We start from the raw sequence: 19,511 nt of genomic DNA, 5'->3' as shown, positions 1-19,511 counted from the left end.
CCGAATCCGACCCGTCCAGGAGCAACTCAGGAACCTGTGGATCCCGTGATTTAACATGTCGGGTTACGCTGCGCTGACCCGGCCTAGGGATGGCAGGTAGTTTATTTGAATCGCTTCCTAAACCGCGCGCGGTGCGGTATGCGTCATTTGTTGGAATGGCTTAGCCGCTCCAGCTCCGACGCGTGTCGGAGCTGGCGCGGCCAGCCTCGATCATCGTTTCGTTGCGCCAGGCAAAGCCTGGAAGGAGAGGAAGATAGCGAACGGATAAGCCAATCGGAAACTCCTTTTTGCGACCCACCGGGTGCAAGTCCCGAGCCGGTAAGGAGTGGCCATCCACCGGAACCGAGTGTTGTGTGGTGCGGGAGCGATCCCGCCTGCGAAGCGTACACAGGGGGCGTGCAGGCCGTGTGATGGAGCCCCGTTACTGAGTTCAGCGGAGCCGACGTATTCGGAACACCGGAAGGCAACAGTTTCGGCATCGTAACGGCCTGATGTCGAGACTCCGCCGGGGTCTAAGAGCAGGGCATGTACGCACGGGTCGTCCAGGAACCTGGGAGCGCTCAGTTGCTCCTTGCCCGAGACGCGGCGCGGGCACCGCGTAAGAAGCCGCCCCGGCCCGACGGCGCTGGTCCGGCCGACGGGAGCGAACAGGACCGACGGCAAGGTAGCGCCAAGCGAAGGCAACGAAGTGCGGCGCGATGGCGACTGAGCAGTCAGAGTCGGCTGATAGTACCGTTGAGCGTGGGGAACGCACCCGAGCGGACCCATGGGAGGGAAGCGGCCGATCGGTTGAGACACCTTCTGAAGGGACGATGGCGTGAACATCGAGTCACCTGACCATCTGAACAGAACGACAGGAGATCGCGACATGGGCTGAATGGTCCATCGGGTGTGCGACAGTTGTCGTGCAGCGAGCGCTCAACCGAGGAGCCGGATGCGGTAGTCCCGCACGTCCGGATCTGTGGGAGCCGCGGGTGGGTAACCACCCGCGGCCACCCGGTGCCAAATCGGCAGTGTCCAGGTCGCCGACCGCGACCGCCCGGGTACGCCGACTTTAGTCGGCCCCCGGGGAGGCGGACTTCAGTCCGCCGTGCGGGCGTGCTCGGGGGGCCGACTGAAGTCGGCGTACCCGGGTGTGGGGCCGAAGTCTTGCGTCCGGTTGGGGAACACAAAAGGCATGGTCGAGAGGATACCAAAGCCGCGCGGCCAAACCACTCCAACAAACGACGCATATCTCGCTGGGCGCGGTTTAGGTCCTCGACGCATCTCTCTCGCCATAGCTATAGACCAAGACGGGGATCGTCGAATGGGTCAGGGTTCGCAGGGTTTCACTGCCGAGTATCTTTGCCCGAATCCCCTTGCGGCCGTGCGAGGCCATAAAGATCAAGTCGGCCCCCGACTGACTGGCGGCCTCCACGATTGCCTCGTATGGGCTATTGCTCAAGGTCGAGATGGACTCGCATTCCACGCCGGCGTCGCGGCACATGTCTTCCACAAACCCTAGGTTCTTGCGGACCTCCTTGTCGATCTGCTCGTCGATCTGCTCCAGGGAGTTGGACGCCGCCTTCTTCTCTTCGCCGTAGAAGTAGGCGGCAGCCAGATTCGGCTTCGCATGATAAGCCGTAATACGAGCACCGAGCTGCTTGGCGAAGACCACCGCTTGCCGAGCGGTTTCCTGCGAAAGCTCTGAGCCGTCGGTCGGAACAAGGATGTTCTTGAACATGGGGATTCCTTCGGTTTGGCTGAAGACAGGGCAGCACGGCCCGCCGGATTGCACGCACTTTCAAGAAAAAAAGACTCCGGGATCCGACACCCGGAGAAACCGACGTTCTGGACTAGACCCGGGCGATCGACAACGGCGATCCCCGACGCTCGTAGTAGTACCAAATCATGGCAAGCATGATGAAATAGGCGCAAATGAAGATCATGAACCCGCCGATGACACCCGCCATGGCGAAGACGCGCGGGATGATGAAGGCCCCGAGTGACCCGATGGCACCTGCAATCCCGATGCATCCCCCGGCCAGACGCCGTGCACGCACCAGTTTCACGGGGTCGATCTTACCGGTCTCGGGGTCCGTGGCTGCTGCGCGGAAAACCGCGGGAATCATGCGATAGACGGTCCCGTTGCCGAAGCCGGCGGCCATGAACAGCAAGAGAAAGAGCCCGAGAAACAGAGGGAAGGCCGGAACATCCATGTTCAGCACCAGAATGACACCACCACAGCCGATACACATGATGGTGAACGCCAGCATCGAGGTGCGCGCACCCCCGAGCTTGTCGGCCATCCATCCACCGACGGGGCGGATCAGGGCGCCGATGAGTGCACCCAGAAAGACGTAGTTTCCCGTGACCTCGGGAAACTCCGAGCGCATGAGGGTTGCAAAGCTGTTGGCATAACCGATGAACGAACCAAAGGTCCCGATATAGATCCAGGAGATGATCCAGGTGTTCTTGTCGGCGGTTGCGAGCAACAATGCCTTCGAATCGGAGTTGGCCTCGCTCAGGTTGTCCATGAAGAGGTAGGCGCCGAGCGCTGCGATGATACAGAGCGGGATGAACATCAGACCCGCGCGGTCCAACGACAGTCCTGCTGCGGTAATGATGATGATCGGGATGGTGAACTGGACCCATGCGGTGCCGAGATTTCCGCCCGAGGCATTGAGACCTAGGGCTGCTCCCTTCTGACGCTCCGGATAGAAGAAGGAGATATTGACCATCGATGAGGTGAAGTTGCCCGCGCCCAACCCGGCCGTCGTGGCGATGATGAGCATGAGCCAGAAGGGCGTATCGGGGTTGGTGACCGCCCACGCGAGCCCGGAGGCAGGAATCATCAGCAATAAGGCCGAGGTGATGGTCCAGTTACGTCCGCCGAATCGAGGAACGGTGAAGGTGTAGGCGAACCGCATCAGGGCGCCGAAGAGTCCCGGCATGGCAATCAGCCAAAAACGCTCGTCGGCATTGTAGGCAAACCCGGCATCCGGAAGCCGCGGGACGACCATGCCCCAAACCGCAAGCATCGCGAAGCCCAGGAACTCGGCGAACATGGACCACACCAAATTGCGACGTGCGATCTTTTTTCCGGAGTTCTCCCATTGAATCTCGTTCTCGGGATTCCATCCGTCGATCCAACGCCCTCGCCCAAACTTGAGCTTGGGACCGTCTGCTTGAGCGATTGCGGTCATCTGCGTTTCCTCGCGAATATCGTGCTCGAAGATCGGCCTGCGATGGATGCGGAATCCTTAGGGGACTTTTGTAGGCGTACCCCTGAGTGCATACGCATCATTGAAGGCTTGCGGCAACTCCTCGATGTCCAGTTTGAGATCGGCGAGCATTCGCTCGGCCAATGCCAATTGCTCTTGTAGGCCGGTCAACTCGGATCGAAATTCCTGCTCGCGGGCCATGCGTTCGGCGATCTCGGTGCGCAGAGCAACCGCGTCCTCCTTCGCTTTTGTGATCGACGCAATCAGCCGGGCGCCGGATGCCTTGAGATGCGGGGCAGACTGAGTCGGCTCGTAGAAGCGAAGGACATAGTTCTTGCCGGTCGCCGTGGTCTGGGTGACCGGCTGCCGTAGGATCAGGGTGTCGAATAGAAAGTAGGAAGACAGCGCCACGGCCGCTGCGGTGCCGACAATAAGCGGGACGAGCGAGGGTCGCGGCGGCGAGGACACGCCGGGATGAGATCCTGCAATGGTCTCGGACATAGGTCTCTCCTGGAATGGATGGCGGCGTTTGAAAACATTCCCCGAGGATTCGGGATCCGATGCGCTCGATGACGGCCCGTTCGCACCGCCTCATGTGAAACGGCGGCAAGTCGCACTTTGCAATAGACGCGCCAATCCCGATTCGAGTCAGGTACGAGGTGGACAGGCATGCCCTCGGAATGGATGCGGCTGCAGCCTGATGCGCAGTCAGGATATTAGTCGATCCCGCACCGCCTGGATTCATCAGCGACGGTAGGTGATTTACGGGCCAAATCCGGACTTCGGTGGCCTGTGCTCGGGACCCGAGAGGCGGGGCGGCGGACCTTTTCCCCGGCGAGGAGCAGGCGCAGGACTGATGACCTCGGGGGCCACGGCAGATCGCGGTGAGACAAAACGACCCACCCCGAGACCCGGATCCGGACACAATGTCTCGGCGGAAGGGGATCCTCGGCGAATGACCCGCGGATCAACGGCAGGTCGCGAGGGCCGCCGCTCGGCGAGCGCTCGGCTTAGCGCTCGATCGGGCCGCGTGCGGAGGTGGCGACGGGGACAGAGTCGAGGCTCAGACCCCGACCCACGACCTCGGCACGGGCCGGGAATTGACCCGCGGAACCCGGCGCAAGGCGCCCGTCGAACCGCGCCGATACGCCCGTTTCGCCTGTCCGGCCGGAGGTCTCGGCCTTGAAGATGTCGACGAAGTGCTGGTGGTATTTGCGCAGGTACTTGTCCCGTGCATAGGCGATCTTGGTCACCTCCCACGGGAATAGATCGCTCAGATCGTGCGTCCCGAGATCGGCATCCTCCTTGGGCTGGTAGGCCAAGGCGGCGATGATGCCCACGCCGAGTCCTTCGCGCACATAGGTCTTGATGACGTCCGTATCCGCAGCACTCAGGACCACCTTCGGGTGCAGTCCGGCCTTGGAGAAGGTCTCGCTGAAACTTCCGCTTCCGGTGAACCCGAACACGTAGGTGATGATCGGGTGTTCGCACAGGTCGGCGAGGGTGACGACCCTGTGCCCGAGCAAGGGGTGCGACCGCGGCGCGATCAGGCAGCGGTTCCAGCGATAGCAGGGGACGGTGTGCAGCGCGATCTCCTCGCCCAGTGCCTCGGTGCAGATCGCCAGATCCACCAGATCGCGCAGCACCATGTCGACCAGTTGCCCCGGCGTGCCCTGATGGATCTGCAGCTCGACCGCGGGATAAGCCGCGGCAAAGCGTCGGATCACCGGCGGCAACACATAGCGGGCCTGGGTGTGGGTCGCGCCCAGGCGCAGCACGCCCCGATCCTCCTCCAGGTGATCGCGACCCACCGCAGCGATATTGCCGGTCTGGCGCAACGCCTCGCAGGCGTGCCGAAAGACCTGCTCACCCACCTCGGTCAACCCGACCAGACGCTTTCCGTGGCGCACGAACAGCCGCGTGCCGAGTTCCGCCTCGAGCTGCTTGAGATGCTGGGTTACGGCCGATTGCACCAGATGAAGACGCTCGGCCGTTCGGCTTACGTTGAACCGGACCTCCACCAAGGTCACCAGGGAACGCAGTTGGCGTAGTTCCATATCATTGCTCGTGATAACGACGCATGAATGATCATTTCATATCGCCTCTGCCCTCTGCCTAGACTTTGTGCCGAAGCGGGCTTACCGGCCCGAGCGAGTCAGACTCCGAGCCGGGGCGAAGCGAACCGGACTGACAAAAAGCACGACATATGCCAGGGGATCTCGACCGATGGCCCTTTCACAGTTAAATGCGTTGACCAGCCCGGTGAACGAGCATCAGATCCGCGCCCTGCAGGTTGCGTTGAAGGATATGTCGCCGACTCAGATCGCCTGGGTCAGCGGCTACCTCGCCGGCATCGGCGGCAGGAGTCTTCCCGCGCCCGCCGAGCCGAAGGCGGTCGAGACGATCACGATCCTCTACGGCTCTCAGACCGGCAACGCGAAAGGCGTGGCCGAGCAGCTCGGATCGCAGGCGATCGATCAGGGGATGGACGTCCGGGTCATCTCCATGGGCGATTTCAGTCCGCGCAAGCTGACCAAGGAGCGGTGGGTCCTGCTGGTCGTGAGCACCCACGGCGAGGGCGAGCCGCCGGAAAGCGCCTATGCACTGCATGCCTTCATCCAGGATCAGGGCGCGGCGCGCCTGGAGCAACTGCGTTACGCCGTGCTGGGTCTGGGCGACTCGAGCTACGAGCACTTCTGCCGGACCGCGGTGGACTTCGATCGCCGCCTTGCGGAGCTTGGCGCACAGCGCATCCTGCCGCTGCAATGCTGCGATTTGGACTACCGACCGCACACCGAGCGCTGGGCGACGGATGCCTTGGATCGGCTGAACGCACTCGCGCCGCGAAAAGCCAGCAATGTCGTGACGATGCCGGGTCTGCGGGCCTATCAAGAGCAGAGCCAGAACGAGACCCGCCCTTACGACAAGGACAACCCCTACCCCGCAACCCTGCTGGAGAACCGCCGGATCACCACGCAAGACGCCATCGCGGACGTCCGCCATCTGGCCCTTGCGGTCGATCCCGACGCCCTGCACTACCGGCCGGGCGACGCCCTCGGGGTGTGGGTCAGCAACGATCCGGCGCTCGCCGATGCGATCCTGGCCGGCGTCGGCCTCGACGGCGAGACCCGAATCCAGCTCGGCGTCGGCGTCGGTGGCGCCGGCGACGAGGAGCTGGACCTGCGCCGCGCCCTGATCGAGCGGCTCGAGCTGACCCAACTGCATCCGACGACGGTACGCGCTTGGTCCGAGCTGACGGATGCCCCGGAGCTGAAGACGCTGGCGGCGGATGGGGCACGGCTGCGCGCCTATTCGGGAGAGCGCCAGCTCATCGATCTGATCTCGGACCATCCGGCCCGCATCGAGGCGCCCGCGCTGGTCGCGCTGCTGCGTCCGCTCCAGCCGAGGCTCTACTCGATCGCATCGAGCCAAGCCGAATACGAAGACGAGGTCCACCTCACCGTCTCGGTGGTGCGCTATCAGGCGCATGGCCGAGAACATCTGGGCGCGGCCTCCGGGTTCTTAAGCGAGCGGCTCGCACGCGAGGCGCCGGTCCGTGTCTATGTCGCCGAAAACGACGCCTTCCGTCTGCCGGACGACGGCGACACACCGCTGATCATGATCGGCGCGGGGACGGGTGTCGCACCCTATCGCGCCTTCCTGCAACAGCGTGCCGCCAACGGTGATCGGGGCCGCAACTGGCTGATCTTCGGCAACCGGCACTTCCATCGCGATTTTCTCTATCAGCTCGACTGGCAAGCCCACCGCAAGGCCGGGCGGCTCGATCGCGTCAGCCTCGCCTTCTCGCGCGACGGCGAGCAAAAACTCTATGTGCAGCAGCGTCTGCGCGAAGAAGGCAAGGAGATCCTGCGCTGGCTCGACGCGGGGGCGCATCTCTACGTGTGCGGTGCGACCGCCATGGGACAGGCCGTGGATTCCGCACTCGTGGACATCTTCGCCACCGAGGCCGGGCTCGCCCCCGACGCCGCGCAAGCCCGTGTCGACACTCTGCGCCGCGAGGCGCGTTACCACCGAGACCTCTACGCATGAGCGAACCCATCCACGAGAACGAGCGGATCAAGGCCCGGAGCAACTATCTCCGCGGCACGCTCGCCGAGAGCCTGGCCGACACGCTGACCGGCGCCATGAGCCCGGACGACACCCAGATCAGCAAGTTCCACGGCTTCTATCAACAGGACCATCGCGACCGCCGCCAAGAACGACGCGAGCAGTATCTCGAGCCCTATTTCGGCTTCATGCTGCGAGCACGTCTGCCGGGGGGCGTCTGCACCCCGGCGCAATGGCTGGCGATCGACGGCATCGGCCGCGAGCTGGCCGGCGGCAGTCTGCGCCTGACCACGCGCCAGAGCTTCCAGTACCACGGGATCCTCAAGCGCGACATCACGTCGGTCATTCGCGGGATCAACAAGGTCATGATCGACTCGATCGGAGGCTGCGGCGATGTGAACCGCAACGTCCTCTGCAACCCGAACCCGGTCGAATCCGTGCTGCATCGGGATGTCTACGACTGGGCCAAGCGGATCAGCGAACACCTGCTGCCGCAGACCCGCGCCTATCACGAGATCTGGCTCGACGGCGAGCAGGTCGGCGGCGGCGAGGATGTCGAACCCATCTACGGCAAGACCTATCTGCCGCGCAAGTTCAAGACCGCCGTAGCAGTGCCGCCGCACAACGATGTCGACGTCTATTCCAACGACCTGGGCTTCGTTGCCATCGCGGAGGGCGGGCGCCTGATCGGCTTCAACGTCTCGGCCGGCGGAGGGATGGGCGCGACCCACGGGGACACCGCCACCTTCCCGAGACTGGCCGACGTCCTCGGTTTCGTCGAGCCGGACCGGACACTGGCGGTCACCGAGGCCGTGGTCACCGTCCAACGTGATTTCGGCGATCGGCTCAACCGCAGTCAGGCACGACTTAAGTACACCATCGAACGCATGGGGCTCGAGACCTTTCGGGCTGAGGTCGAGCGACGGGCCGGGATCCGCTTCGAACCCGCACGGCCGGTCCGCTTCACCGATCAAGGGGACCGTTACGGGTGGGTCAAGGGTCAGGACGACCGATGGCACCTCACCCTCTATATCGAGAGCGGACGCCTGATCGACGGCCCGGGCCACAGCCCCATGACAGGTCTGCGCGAGATCGCCCGGATTCATCAGGGAGACTTCCGCATCACCCCGAACCAGAATCTGATCGTCGCCCGCGTGCCCGAGGTCCGCAAGGCGGACATCGATGCCTTGGCACGCGAGCACGGTCTACTGGCCGAAGAACATTCGCCGCTGCGTCTGAACGGCATCTCCTGCGTCGCGCTGCCGACCTGCCCCTTGGCGATGGCCGAGGCCGAGCGCTACTACCCGGATTTCCTGGCGCAGGTGGAGCGGCTGACGGCCAAGCACGGCGTCGCGGATCAGGAGATCGTGACCCGCATCACCGGTTGCCCCAACGGCTGCGCGCGGCCCTATCTCGCCGAGCTGGCACTCGTCGGCAAAGGGCCGGGGCGCTACAACCTGATGCTCGGCGGCGACGGGATCGGCACCCGGCTCAACCGGCTCTACCGCGAGAACCTCGACGAGATCGCCATCTTGGCCGAGATCGACACCCTGCTCGGGCGCTACGCCGCAGGCCGCAAACCCGGCGAGCGCTTCGGCGACTATCTGATCCGCGACGGGATCGTCCGTCCGGTCGTGAATCCTGCGGAGGACTTCCATGCCTAAGCCCGATCTCGACGCCCTCCTCCACGGCGATCAAGCCGCGTTGCACGCAGCCAACCGGCGGCTGGAATCCCTCCCCGCGGAGGACCGCGTGCGCTGGGCCTTGGAGCATCTGCCGGAGCAGCATGTTCTTTCCTCCAGCTTCGGGACCCAATCGGCCGTGATGCTGCATCTGGTCAGCCGCATGATGCCCGAGATCCCGGTGATTCTGGTCGATACGGGCTATCTCTTCCCCGAGACCTATCGCCTCGTCGACGAGCTTACGGATCGGCTCGGGCTGAACCTTCAGGTCTATCGCCCTTTACTCTCGCCCGCCTGGCAGGAGGCGCGCCTCGGGCGTCTCTGGGAGCAGGGAGCGGACGGCATCGAGCGCTACAACCGGCTCAACAAGGTCGAGCCGATGGACCGGGCACTCCGCGAGCTGGACGCCGGCACCTGGTTCGCCGGGCTGCGTCGCCAACAGGCGGGCTCACGGGCCGAGCTGCCGGTGCTGCGGCTTCAGGACGGTCGGTTGAAGGTCCACCCGATCGTCGACTGGCAGAACCTCGACGTGCACCGTTATCTGCGCCGTCATGATCTCCCCGATCATCCTCTGCAGGGTCAAGGCTATGTCTCGATCGGGGATGTCCACACCACGGCGCCGCTGCTGCCGGGAATGCTGGAGGAAGAGACGCGGTTTTTCGGTTTGAAACGTGAGTGTGGGTTGCATCGGTAGCTCAGGAACGTGTCAGAAATGGTTGAGTACCGAAGCTAATCGTTGTCGTTGTCGTTGTCGTTGTCGTTAGTCGATTACGACAACGACAACGAAAGCCGTTGAAAAGATTCAACCCGAAATAGATTTGGCAAGCAGATTGCTAGGTTATTCGGAGTCTAAGGCCGACGTCTTGGACAGGACCAGGTCTCCGTCGAGCCCTGAAATGCGATGCGGTGACGCCATGGCACACGACCGAGACAGAAAACCGGTCGCGCGCCGAGACATGTCGTCGCACAACAACCCAGAGGAGGAATGAGATGGCACCGATTAAACCCGAAGAGGTGAAGGAGCTTCTGCGGCAGATCCGCTTTCCCGGTCGGTCACGCGATGTCGTGTCGCTCGGGTTCGTCAAGAGCGTCGCGGTCCAGGGAACCAACATCGAGGTGGAATTTACGCCGGACTCGATCAACGCCGAGAAGGTCACGGCCATGGAGAACGAGACCCGTGCCCTGTTGCAGGGACTCGGGTTCGAGACCATCGAGATCCATACCGAGCCACCCTACGACGACGACTCCATGCTGCTCGGCGGCGCCTCGATGAATCCGCTGCAGGTCGATCTGAAGGAATACGGCCTAGACCCCATCCCCGACCCCAGCCACGGCGGTGCGCCGCATCTCAAAGATCTTCTGGCCGGCGCCGAGGACAAGGAGCGCAAACCGCCACCGACGTCGCCGCCCACCTCCGAAATCCCCGATGCCTTCGACCCACCCATCGTCGACGGACCCCAAGGCAACGCCGATCCGACCTACAACGGACCCGTGCCGGTCTTTCAATGGCAGATCAACCCGGAGGATCCCGATGCCCAGGAGCGCCAAGGCAAGGTCAAGCTCAGCATCGGCAGTTGGAACTATGTCGTTCTCTGGTCGATTCACGCCGAGGAAGACCTGGTCTATGCGTCGGTTCATGCCCGGCATTGGATTTACTACGACGGCAAGGCCCGGCCGAATCCCGCCGGACGCACGGAGGGCGTGAACCTCGTCTACGATCGTCGACGCGGAGGCGTCGTGGCGATCTACGGAACCGTGAAGGATTTTCGCCCCTTCGTCGAGGCCTACCGTCGGGCCTACAGCGGTGAAGTCAGCGAGCCCGAGCCCGCGCTGGACGCGGCTTAGACACACCTGCGGAGGCGGGAGAAATCCCCCTCCTCGCCATCCCCCTTCCGAATCTCTGCATCGACCTCCGCAAAAAACCCCGCCCGAGATTCCTCGTACGAGTCCGCATTGCGGCAAACCCTCATCTATTCGCTTTTAATAAATTGCTTAAACAATGATCTCACCTGTGTCATATCGACATCTCCGATATCACACTCAATAAATTTCGTTTGTATCCGCATAAGCGCTACAGATATCCTTTTACGCAATATTGACGGGTTTGGCTTTGTATTGCGTGATATCCGCCGAGACCACTTCCGAACGCTCGGTTGCAAAAACCTGAATACGGCGATTAGATTGAACATCGGTGCTCGAGGGCAACCAAAACGCATCATCGATGAAGCCAGTCGATCAGGTCGGAACCCGACCCGACAATCGCGGCTCCCACACAAAAACGTCGGCGGACGGCCCGAGCCTATCGGACGCGACCGACGAACCAGAGGACACCACTATGTCGATTTCCTTTGCAGATCGCAGCGATGTAGGAGGCGACGAGGTCTCAGCCGCCCCGAATGCGGTGGAGGCCATCCTGGTTCTGGACGACGAGCCCGGAATGCGGACCTTCATCGCGCGCACACTCTCGTCGAAGTTTGCTCGAGTCGAGACGGCCGCCGATGCCGAGGAGGCGCGGGCTTTGGCCAAAGACACCCGCTTCGACCTCATGATCGCGGACATTCGCCTGCCCGGCGCGGTCAGCGGGCTCGAGCTTGCCCGCGAGCTCAGGGATCGCTATCAGGTCGACTTGGACGTGATCTTCATCACCGGCTATTCGGACGTCTACGACGAGATCGATGCACTGCGCGATACCTCGGCGGATGTGCTGCGCAAACCCTTTCACGCCGAGCAACTGCTCGCGGTGATCAAGCGCGCGCAGGATCGGCGACAAGCCACTCGCGAGCAGTTTCTGCGAAACCGCGAGTTCGAGCAACGTCCGTCCGCGAAACGCATCGTCGGTGAAAGCGCGTCGTTGAAGGACATTTGGCGCACCATCCACCGCATCGCACCCATGCCCTCGACGGTGCTGATCAAGGGTGAAACCGGCACGGGCAAGGAGCTGGTTGCACGGGCGCTCCACGATCTCAGCGGCCGGCGCGGGAGCTATGTCCCCGTGAACTGCGGCGCCATCTCGGCCGACCTGATCGAAGGCGAACTCTTCGGACATCTCAAAGGTGCCTTCACCGGAGCGCACCAGGCGCGCAATGGTCTCTTCAGTCACGCCGACGGCGGGACCCTCTTCCTGGACGAGATCGGCGAGATGCCTCTTGCCCTGCAGGCGAAGCTCCTGCGGGTGTTGGAGGAGCGCAGGTATCGCCCGGTGGGCGGCAGCCAGGAGATTCCGGTCAATGCACGCGTGATCACGGCGACCAATCGCGACCTGGCCGCGGAGGTTCTCGCCGGCCGTTTCCGCAAGGATCTCTACTATCGGATCAACGTGGTCGATCTGCGCCTGCCGCCGTTGCGCGAGCGCAAGGGCGACATCGAGCACCTCGCCCGTTACTTTCTGCAGGTCTTGTCCGCGGAGTTGGGCGTTCCCACGCCCGAGCTCACGGCGTGGGATCTGCAGCAGCTCACCCGCTATGATTGGCCCGGCAACTGTCGCGAGCTGCGCAACGTCATCGAGCGATCCTTGCTGCTCGGCAGTCCGGTGGCTCAGTATGTCTGGGAATCCACGGCGCACACCCCGGAGGAGTCCGCCAGCGTCGCGCCCACGTCGTCGCTGGAGGCCGTGCAGCGCTCGCACATCATGAACGCCCTTTGCGTGGCCGGCGGGAACAAGACGGTCGCGGCACGCGCCTTGGGCGTCTCCCGAAAGACCGTCGAACGAAAACTGAAGGAATGGTCGGATGAGGCTTCTGCAGCTCAACCGGGCTGATTGCGCTCACGCTTTCCCCTCGATAGGATTCGACATGAACGCGGGTGCCGTTGCGTGTCGACATCGATCGGGAGCGCCGGCTGCCCGCTCGACTGTGGATCGGTTCGGATTTAAACCGCGTCCCCACGAAGGGCCGTGGATGCACCACACATCGAACTCAATCGAACGTGAGCATCTCGCTCTGGACGCGGTTTCATTGAGGCGAAGGTCACCGAGAACGAGATGGACGAAACACGCGGTGCAGTCGAGCTCAGACAGGCCGACCAGGATCTCGAGGACGTACTCGCCCTTTTGCGGGAAGCGCGCCATAAGCAATGCGTCCAGACCGAGAAACTTGCGGCTGTCGGCGAGTTGATTGCGGGTGTCGCTCACGAGATCAACAACCCGCTCGCGGTCATGCTCGGATACGTCAACCTCGTGACGCATGAGCTGGGACCGACCGCCTGGTCCGTGCGCATGGAGGTCGATCTCATCGTTCAACAGATCGAGCGCGTTCGCAAGATCATCGACAGCCTGCTCGATATCGCCCGTCCGATGGACGATGTCGACCTCCTTTCACCGGAGGATATGGCGAGGCTGATCGAGGACTCTCTCGGCCTCGTCATCGATCAGGCACAACGCGGCATGCTCAAGGTCTGTCTCGACCTTCAGGCCACATGCCCCGTGCGTATCGGCCGGCAAGACCTGCAGCAGGTCATCGTCAACCTCATCGTGAACGCCTTCCATGCCGTCGAGCTCAACGGCGGTCTGATCGAAGTGGGTTCAAGGGACTGGGACGGGCGCGGTATCCTCATCAGCGTCAGAGATACCGGGCCGGGGGTTCCGGCAGACCTGGTCGAGAAGATCTTCCGGCCTTTCTTTACAACCAAGGGCGCCGGCAGAGGAACAGGGCTCGGCCTCTCGGTCAGCACCGGGCTGATCCGACGCTACGGCGGCGCCCTGACCCTGGAGGCAACCTCCGAGGCAGGAACGGAATTCCGAATTTGGGTCCCTGCCGAACCTGCGTTCGACGATGAAGACACCTGGCTTGCACAGACACTGGTGTCGAGCCTGGAATCGCGCTCCTGGCCGGCATCCGAATACACTGCAACGCGACCGGATACACAGCCACGATCGCGCCCGGCTTCAGCACAGGACAACGCCATGCCAGAGCACTTCAAAGACCAAGGCTTTCTGCCCCTGCAGATCGCCGTCCTGACCGTCTCGGACAGTCGGACCGAGGAGAACGACACCTCGGGACGACTTTTGGTGGAGCGTGCCGAAGCGGCGGGGCACCGGGTCGTGGCCAAACGGATCGTCCCGGACGACATCTACCGGATGCGCGCGGCCTTCTCGGAATGGATCGCCGACCCCGAGATCCAGGTCATCTTGAGCACCGGAGGCACCGGCGTCACCGGACGGGACAGCACGCCGGAGGCCGTGGCCCCATTGCTCGACAAGCCGCTCGAAGGCTTCGGAGAGCTGTTCCGAAGCTTCTCGCTCGAGGAGATCGGCACATCCACCTTGCAGTCGCGCGCGCTCGGGGGACTCGCCAACGGGACCTTCATCTTCTGTCTGCCGGGCTCCAGCGGGGCCTGCCGCACCGCCTGGGATCGCATCCTGCTCGCGCAGTTGGACAGCCGCACCCGCCCGTGCAACTTCGCCCAGCTCATTCCGCGCTTGCTGGAGCGTTGACGATGACAACGGATCCTTGCGGCTGTGATGCGTCCGGGCGCGCGGCGCTGACCAAAGAGCAGGCGCTCGAGCGCCTGCTCGCGCGCGTCGACCCCATCGGCGAGACCGAGAGCGTCTCGATCGCCGAGGGACTCGGACGCGTCTTGGCCGAACCGGTCAAGAGCGCGATCGACGTCCCTGCCTGGGACAACAGCGCGATGGACGGCTATGCAATCCGTCATGCGGACCTGGCGGCCGGCGACGGGCGCCTGCGCGTCGCTCAGCGGATCCCCGCCGGCTCGTCCGGAAGCGTCCTCGCCCCCGGCACGGCGGCGCGCATCTTCACCGGTGCCCCGGTTCCCGAGGGCTGCGATACCGTGGTGATCCAGGAGGTCTGCGAGGCCGCGGAGGACTGGGTTCAAGTCCCGCTCGACTGCAAAACCAACGCAAACATCCGCCGCATCGGCGAGGACATCCGCGCCGGCGCCGAGGTCATCGCCACAGGCACCCGTCTCGCCCCGCAGCACCTTGGACTCGCGGCATCGATCGGCACCGCGCGTGTCCGTGTCTATCGGCGCTTGCGCGTCGCGGTCTTCTCCAGCGGCGACGAGCTGGTGATGCCGGGCGAGCCGCTCGGTCCCGGACAGATCTACAACTCCAACCGCTTCATGCTCTTCGGGTTGCTGGAGCAACTCGGCTGCAAGGTGGTGGATCTGGGGATCGTCGAGGACACCCCCGCAGCCACCGAGCAGGCGTTGATGCAGGGCGCAGCTCAGGCCGACCTGATCGTCGGCAGCGGCGGCGTCTCGGTCGGCGAAGAGGACCACATCAAGTCCGCGCTCGAGCGGGTCGGCACACTGGAACTCTGGAGCGTCGCGATCCGCCCCGGCAAGCCGCTGGCCTTCGGGCGCATCGGCGCGACGCCCTTCATCGGCAATCCGGGTAACCCGGTCTCGCTGTTCGTGACCTTTTGTCTCTTCGGCATCCCGGTGATCCGACGGCAGCAGGGTATCGCCGGGGATCTGCGTCCCCTGACGCTTCGGGTCCGTGCAGGTTTCGACTGGCTACGCCCCGACAAGCGAAGGGAGTTTCACCGGGCGCGCATTCAAATCGGCGACGACGGTGCGCAGGAGCTTGCGGTGTTCCCCAGCCGCTCATCCGCCGTGCTCTCCTCCGTCGCCTGGGCGGACGGCCTGGTGGAGATTCCCGAGAACCAGGTCATCCACAAAGGCGACTTCGTGGATTTTATTCCGTTCAAGGGTCTCTTCGGCTGAACCGCGTGCGGCGGGGCATGGCAGGGGCCGGGATCGGATCATTCTCCCCGGGATCAATGAACTCGGGGGGACGCGGTTCAGGTGACTGGGGTTTTGTTGGGCGGGTTATCCCTCATGGCGGTATCACCGTGGATCGGCAGTTGTTTGGGCTGAAAGAAAGTCAGGCCCGAGATTCGGCGGCATAGAGTAGCGGATAGAAATATGATCGATATCCTGTATTTCGCTCGGCTCAGAGAGAGCCTTGGACTGGCGAGGGAGCAACTGGATGCCTCGCAAAACATCGACTCCATCGCGGATCTACTCGCGCACCTGCGTATTCGCGGCGAGCCTTGGTCAACGACATTGGCCGAAGGTGAATCCGTTTTGGCGGCAGTGAATCAAGAGATCGCCCGGCCGGACACGCGGATCAAAGACGGCGATGAGATCGCACTCTTCCCGCCGGTCACCGGCGGGTAGAGCACGCAGGCCATTGATGAGAAACGGTTCTCATGAATGGCCCGGAACTATAGGGTAGGGAAGGCTCACGCCTCCCCTCCCTCCGGTAGGGTCGAGAACTGGCGCGCCGAGGTTAGGGTCCGGTGGATCCTCCAGCGCTTTCGCGCTGGCCCTCAGTCCGGCTCCCATGATCACGTTTCCAGCCCCCGCCACGTCAAACCCGGCGTGCCGTTTTCCGGCACCGGGCTTTCCTGCCGACTTCACATCCAGGGTTATGAGACCGCTTGCACTGGGAGCGCTTTCGGCTTACGCAGCCCGATTCGGTACCCGTCGTAGAGCCCGAGCACCTCGTATAGCCACGTCCTACTCCACCTCTTCCAGCCAAAGCCCTGACGCTGCCGCGCGCGCATCAGATGGCGCCGAATCTTCTTCTCCACCCAATCTTGGACATACCCGAAACAGCGACTGGAGTGCCCCACCCGAAAGTAGCCTACCCACCCCCTGAGGATCGGATTGATCAAGGCGATCACCCGATCGATCGGCTGCGAGCGGTAGCGGCGGAACACGTCCTTGAGGCGTTGTAGGATCGCGGTACGCGCCTTCATCCGTGGCGTGTAACGCGCGCCCCAGACCCCGCGCCGAGTCTTGGCCCGGCGGAAGTCAAAGCCCAGGAAGCTGAATGCCCCTCCCCGGCTCAGGTCCAGCCGTCGTGTCTTGTCTTGATTGAGTTGCACATCGAGCTTGGCCAACTCCTCGACCAAGCGTCGCCAGGCCGCGTCCTTGAGCCAGTTCCACCGGCGATACCCATCGACCAAGATCACCAGGTCATCGGCATAACGGGCATACTCGATATAGGTATAGCGTCCGTTGCGGGTGACCTCCTTGGCCCGCTCCAGCATCCGGTCGACCTCGTTGAGGTAGAGGTTACTGAGCAGGGGTGAGATCACACCGCCTTGCGGAACGCCCCGCTTGCCACTGGCCTTGAGGATACGCTTGAGCAAGCCCAAGACCTGATCATCGCGGACCCGCTCCGCCACCTTCCCCAAGAGGAGATCGTGACGAACCGTGTCGAAGTAAGACGCCAGGTCCACATCAATCACATAGGTCTTGTTGCTCACAATGGCCTCGGCCACGCGCTGCACGGCTTGATGCGCCGTGCGCTTGGGTCGGTATCCATAGCTTCCATCCTGGAAGTCAGCCTCGAAGATCGGCTCCAGAATCAGCTTGAGCGCCCCCTGGACCACGCGATCGCGAATGCAGGGAATCCCCAGGACGCGCATGCGCCCGTCTCCCTTGGGAATCTCCCGGCGGCGATTCGGTTGCGGTCGGTAGGTTCCGATGACCAGCTCATCCCGGATGCCTTTCAGAAACGCCTCCACGCCAGCCGCCTCGATGGCCGCGAACGTCACCCCGTCACTGCCGGGGGCACCGTTGTTCGCTTTCGCCATCGCATAGGCCGCGTGCAGGGTCTCCTCTTTGCACACGTGGACGTAGAGTCCCCAGAAGCGCCAGGCCGGTTCAGCCTTCGCCTTGATGTAGATCCTCTTCCTCAGGTCTTGCAGATCGATGGGCGTCGTTGTCATCTCGCCCCTGCCTCCCATCTTGTTCAAGGATTGCCAACAGTAGGGCGCCTTCGCTCCACGGACATTACCCCGCTTCAGCGCTACTACGCGCCCATCCGCCACCCGCTCGCCTTCGGTCCACTTCCCGGTGTCGCCGGTTATAAGACCTACCTTGCTCCGGGGATTTCGCCCCGGGGCGAGACGGGCTTCTCCAGTTGCTTAGCGTGCCCTTGCCACCATGCCGTCGCTACTCACCCCGCCGAAGTGGTCGGATCGTCTCGGTCAGATTTCGACCCGCCATGCTGCCTTCGCCCCACGGTTGCAGGCTCGGCCTTCGGAGCTACGCATTGTCGAGGCCATCATTGCGTTCACTGTTGTTACGGCCTGGTGACTCGCCACCTCCCCAAGGAAGGTGCTGTCGATCGGCTTCAGAGTCTTGGTCTCCCGCCACCCTGCGATCCAAGCTACGGGGCTCCTGACTGTTACCCCGGCAGGACTGTCTCCTGCTGAACACGCCAGCCTTCGCTGGACACACAACCGTACGTGCGGTTCTCCCGCATACGGCTCTCCGGTCGAGCGTTTCCTCATCGGGATCGGCACGCTAGGGCATGGGCTTCGGTCAGGGTGAAAAGCCCAAGCTTCGCGAAGTAGGCATTTGGCCAACGTCGATGCGTTAGGGGGCTTAGGCCCCATCCCTGCTTGTGGTGGCGGCGCAATAACAGGGCGCGTAAGCGGCGGCGGACAAACTTGTCCACGTCGGGAAACTCGGTGCGGTAGGCGTGCTTGAAATATTCAAACCAGCCTCGCAGCGTGAGGTTCAATTCCTCCACGATCTGCGCCATGCTCCCGCTGCGCGAGCGACGGGTTTTGGCCCGCACGACCTCGCGCAGTGCCTTGCGACTCTTCTTGCGCACCCAACGGCGCCCCGCCTCGAACCGGTAGCCCAGGAATTCAAACCCCTGCCCCGGTTCACGGCAATCGCCGATGTGGGTCTTCTCGGGGTGGAGCGTCAGCCCGTTGGCTTGGGTCCACGCCCGGACCGCTTCCAATGCGGCTTGCGCCTCGTCCCGGTCCCGACAGAGGATGACGAAGTCGTCGGCGTATCGAACCATCTTCCAACCCCGCTCGGTGATCATCCGATCCAGGGGGTGCAGGTAGAGGTTGGCCAGCAGCGGACTGAGCACCGCACCTTGGGGGGTGCCCGCCGTGGGGGTCCAACACTCCAGGCCGTCCATGACCGCTTGCTCCAAGAAGCGCCCGATCAGGTTCAGTACGCGACCATCGCTGATCCGTTCGGCCACCCGTTCCAGCAGTGGCTGATGCGGGATGCTGTCGTAGTAGCTCGCCAGGTCGGCATCCACCACTGTGGTGTAGCCTTCGCGCAGGAGCTCATCGACCTGCCGCAGCGCGTCCTTGCATCCTCGTTGCGGTCTGAAGCCATAATTCACGGGCAGGAAATCCTTTTCAAAGATCGGTTCCATGACCAGCTTCAGCGCCGCTTGCACGATGCGATCTTTGATCACGGGGATTCCCAGCGGGCGGCGTTTTCCGTCACCCTTGGGGATGTAGACCCGTCGCACCGCATCGGGCCGGTAGCGTCCCGCGGCGAGGTCATCATGCAGTTCCGCCAGGTAGCGATCCGCCTGCGCCTCGAAGTGCTCAATCCGCATCCGATCCACACCCGCCGCGCCGTGATTCGCCCGCACCCGTTCCCAGGCCAGGCGCAGCGTTGTCGGGGCATGAACCTTATCCATCAGACTGTACCATCGCCCTCCCTTCACCCCGTTCTCCAGGGCTGCCAACATTCGGTCCGTCCACACCGATGCTTCCACCCACTGCCAAGAGCGGGTGTCTGTCTCACGTTTAGTCGTTGCCGA

General features: G+C 63.2%; 14 protein-coding genes and 1 pseudogene. 9 read left to right on the top strand and 6 right to left on the bottom strand.

Going from position 1 to position 19,511, the window contains the following annotated elements:
• Positions 1 to 1,249: 1,249 nt before the first annotated feature.
• The 4 genes from BDD21_RS18980 to BDD21_RS18965 form a co-directional block, all read right to left on the bottom strand.
• Positions 1,250 to 1,723: a universal stress protein gene (locus BDD21_RS18980; RefSeq protein ID WP_120798494.1), complete on the bottom strand. Its 474-nt coding sequence runs from the start codon at positions 1,721 to 1,723 to the stop codon at positions 1,250 to 1,252.
• 112 nt (positions 1,724 to 1,835) lie between these two features.
• Entirely contained in the window at positions 1,836 to 3,185 is a 1,350-nt protein-coding gene (locus tag BDD21_RS18975) for an MFS transporter (protein ID WP_120798493.1), read from the bottom strand.
• Positions 3,186 to 3,242: 57 nt separating this feature from the next.
• Complete coding sequence (locus BDD21_RS18970; protein ID WP_120798492.1) at positions 3,243 to 3,704, bottom strand: hypothetical protein; 462 nt, start codon at positions 3,702 to 3,704, stop codon at positions 3,243 to 3,245.
• 509 nt (positions 3,705 to 4,213) lie between these two features.
• Entirely contained in the window at positions 4,214 to 5,260 is a 1,047-nt protein-coding gene (locus BDD21_RS18965) for a LysR family transcriptional regulator (protein ID WP_120798491.1), read from the bottom strand.
• Positions 5,261 to 5,429: 169 nt separating this feature from the next.
• Here BDD21_RS18965 and BDD21_RS18960 point away from each other — a divergent pair, with 169 nt between their 5' ends.
• The 9 genes and pseudogenes from BDD21_RS18960 to moaD all read left to right on the top strand — a co-directional run bounded on the left by BDD21_RS18960 (position 5,430) and on the right by moaD (position 16,093).
• Positions 5,430 to 7,253 carry an assimilatory sulfite reductase (NADPH) flavoprotein subunit gene (locus tag BDD21_RS18960; RefSeq protein ID WP_120798490.1) on the top strand — a complete coding sequence of 608 codons (1,824 nt, stop codon included), beginning with the start codon at positions 5,430 to 5,432 and terminating at the stop codon, positions 7,251 to 7,253.
• Positions 7,250 to 8,935: an assimilatory sulfite reductase (NADPH) hemoprotein subunit gene (gene cysI, locus BDD21_RS18955; RefSeq protein WP_120798489.1), complete on the top strand. Its 1,686-nt coding sequence runs from the start codon at positions 7,250 to 7,252 to the stop codon at positions 8,933 to 8,935. Before BDD21_RS18960 ends, cysI begins: the two co-directional genes overlap by 4 nt.
• Positions 8,928 to 9,647 (top strand): phosphoadenylyl-sulfate reductase, encoded by a 720-nt coding sequence (locus BDD21_RS18950; RefSeq protein ID WP_120798488.1) that lies wholly within the window; start codon positions 8,928 to 8,930, stop codon positions 9,645 to 9,647. The genes cysI and BDD21_RS18950 overlap by 8 nt, the downstream gene beginning before the upstream one ends.
• A 296-nt stretch (positions 9,648 to 9,943) precedes the next feature.
• On the top strand, positions 9,944 to 10,798 hold the full coding sequence (locus BDD21_RS18945; protein ID WP_120798487.1) for an iron-sulfur cluster assembly protein: 855 nt from the start codon (positions 9,944 to 9,946) through the stop codon (positions 10,796 to 10,798).
• A gap of 490 nt (positions 10,799 to 11,288) precedes the next feature.
• Positions 11,289 to 12,710 (top strand): sigma-54-dependent transcriptional regulator, encoded by a 1,422-nt coding sequence (locus BDD21_RS18940; RefSeq protein WP_120798486.1) that lies wholly within the window; start codon positions 11,289 to 11,291, stop codon positions 12,708 to 12,710.
• A gap of 222 nt (positions 12,711 to 12,932) precedes the next feature.
• A pseudogene (locus BDD21_RS28745) lies at positions 12,933 to 13,697 on the top strand (sensor histidine kinase); the annotation flags it as partial.
• 156 nt (positions 13,698 to 13,853) lie between these two features.
• Positions 13,854 to 14,384 carry a molybdenum cofactor biosynthesis protein B gene (moaB, locus tag BDD21_RS28740; RefSeq protein ID WP_245969946.1) on the top strand — a complete coding sequence of 177 codons (531 nt, stop codon included), beginning with the start codon at positions 13,854 to 13,856 and terminating at the stop codon, positions 14,382 to 14,384.
• A gap of 2 nt (positions 14,385 to 14,386) precedes the next feature.
• Positions 14,387 to 15,637, top strand: coding sequence for a molybdopterin molybdotransferase MoeA (locus BDD21_RS18930; protein ID WP_120798484.1), 1,251 nt, complete (start codon positions 14,387 to 14,389; stop codon positions 15,635 to 15,637).
• Positions 15,638 to 15,838: 201 nt separating this feature from the next.
• On the top strand, positions 15,839 to 16,093 hold the full coding sequence (moaD, locus tag BDD21_RS18925) for a molybdopterin converting factor subunit 1 (protein WP_120798483.1): 255 nt from the start codon (positions 15,839 to 15,841) through the stop codon (positions 16,091 to 16,093).
• Between the two features lie 251 nt (positions 16,094 to 16,344).
• On the opposite strand, the gene ltrA (BDD21_RS18920) is transcribed toward moaD, so the two are convergent.
• The gene (gene ltrA / locus BDD21_RS18920) at positions 16,345 to 17,655 is read right to left on the bottom strand and encodes a group II intron reverse transcriptase/maturase (RefSeq protein ID WP_170164696.1); all 1,311 of its coding nucleotides are present in this window, start codon (positions 17,653 to 17,655) and stop codon (positions 16,345 to 16,347) included.
• Positions 17,656 to 18,218: 563 nt separating this feature from the next.
• Entirely contained in the window at positions 18,219 to 19,439 is a 1,221-nt protein-coding gene (ltrA, locus tag BDD21_RS18915; RefSeq protein ID WP_120796613.1) for a group II intron reverse transcriptase/maturase, read from the bottom strand.
• Between the last annotated feature and the right edge of the window lie 72 nt (positions 19,440 to 19,511).

The organism is Thiocapsa rosea (assembly GCF_003634315.1).
Taxonomy (GTDB): Bacteria; Pseudomonadota; Gammaproteobacteria; order Chromatiales; family Chromatiaceae; genus Thiocapsa; species Thiocapsa rosea.
This window is presented reverse-complemented; position numbering and strand designations above follow the sequence as displayed.